Origin of the sequence: Methylobacterium bullatum (assembly GCF_014845095.1) — a bacterium.
Lineage (GTDB): Bacteria > Pseudomonadota > Alphaproteobacteria > Rhizobiales > Beijerinckiaceae > Methylobacterium > Methylobacterium bullatum.
The window spans coordinates 1-1477 of the sequence record NZ_NKUG01000298.1 but is presented as its reverse complement, the minus strand read 5'-3'; the positions used below and the strand labels follow the sequence as shown (position 1 = coordinate 1477).

Below are 1477 nucleotides of genomic sequence, written 5' to 3'. Positions count from 1 at the left end.
CCGCACCGACGACCTGCCCGGCGCCCTGACCGGGCTCAACCGCGAGCAGTACAACGCCATCCGGACCGTGCCCGGCAGCGCGATCTGGGCGAACGAGGCCTTCGGCTTCACCCTCGAACCCCTGCATCGCGGCTCGGTCTTCACCGGCCGCGTGGCCCTGGCCCTGGTGGAGGACGGCACGGTGCGGCCGCTGGCCTACGACCGCGCCCGCTTCGAGGCGGAGGGCATCGCCCTGCCCGAGTTCAAGGACGATCCCGGCTATTCGGGCCTGCGCATCCGCGCCCGGTTCGATGGCGGCGAACTCACCGATTTCGCCACCTTCCAGGGGGCGTCGTTCTTCCGCCTCGTCGCCACCGGCCAGGGTTTCGGCGTCACCGCGCGCGCCCTCACCCTGCGCCCGGCCGATTCACGCGGCGAGGAGTTTCCCGAACTGCGCGCCATCTGGGTCGAGCGTCCCGGTCCCGGCGGCCCGCTGGTGCTGCACTGCCTCGTCGATTCCCCCTCGGCCACCGCCGCGCTGAGGATGAGCCTGCGGCCGGGCGGCGCCTCGCTCTGCGATGTCGAGGGCACGGTGTTCGCGCGCGCGGCCATCGACCATCTCGGTCTCGGCGGCATGACCACGAGCTACTTCTTCGGCCCCTACGACCGGCGCGGCGCCGACGACGCCCGGGCCGGCGCCTATGCCTCCACCGGCCTGCAGATCCGCACCGGTGCCAACGAGGCGATCTGGCGTCCCGCACGCAACCCGGAGACGCTGCAGGTCTCGTCCTTCGTCGACGACAACCCGAAAGGCTTCGGCCTGATGCAGCGGGCGCGCAGCTACGCCGATTTCGAGGACGACGTGCAGCATTGGGAGTGGCGCCCTTCGCTCTGGCTCGAGCCTTTCGGCGCCTGGGGGCCGGGGGCCGTGACGCTCCTCGAGATCCCGAGCGATTCCGAGTTCAACGAGAACATCCTGGCCTATTGGCGGCCGAAGGCGTCCCTGGCGGCGGGCACCGAGTACGCGTTCGGCTATCGCCAGCATTGGTGCTGGCAGCCTCCCGAGGCGCCCCCGGTGGCGCTCGTCTCCGGCACCCGCAGCGGCAAGGCGAAGGGCGAGGGCAACCGCCGCCTCTTCCTGGTGGATTTCACCGGCGACATCCTGTTCGCCGATCCCGACCTGCAGCCGATTCTGCTGACCTCGCCCGGAACGGTGGCGGCCCCGACCCTGTACCGCTATCCCGACCGCAAGACGGTGCGGGTCTCCTTCGAGCTCGACACGGGCGGCGAGAAGACCTGCGAACTGCGCCTCGTGCTCAAGCGTGGGGAGGCCCTCGTCACCGAAACCTGGCTCTACCGGTGGACACCCTGAACACGCACGCGCTTCCCCCCACCGCCCCGGCTTCCTTCCGGCCCGCGATGCCGCCCGAAGCCCCGCTGCCGTTGCCGTTGCATGCCCTCGACCGCTGGGACCCTGCACCGGGGCACCGTCCGGCGA

Annotated in this window: 1 protein-coding gene; it reads left to right on the top strand. The window is 71.3% G+C overall.

What is annotated here, in order from left to right; translation table 11 throughout:
* A partial coding sequence (locus MBTS_RS23260) for an OpgD/OpgG family glucan biosynthesis protein (RefSeq protein ID WP_192216602.1) occupies nucleotides 1-1351 on the top strand: 1351 nt, incomplete at its 5' end.
* Nucleotides 1352-1477 lie beyond the last annotated feature (126 nt).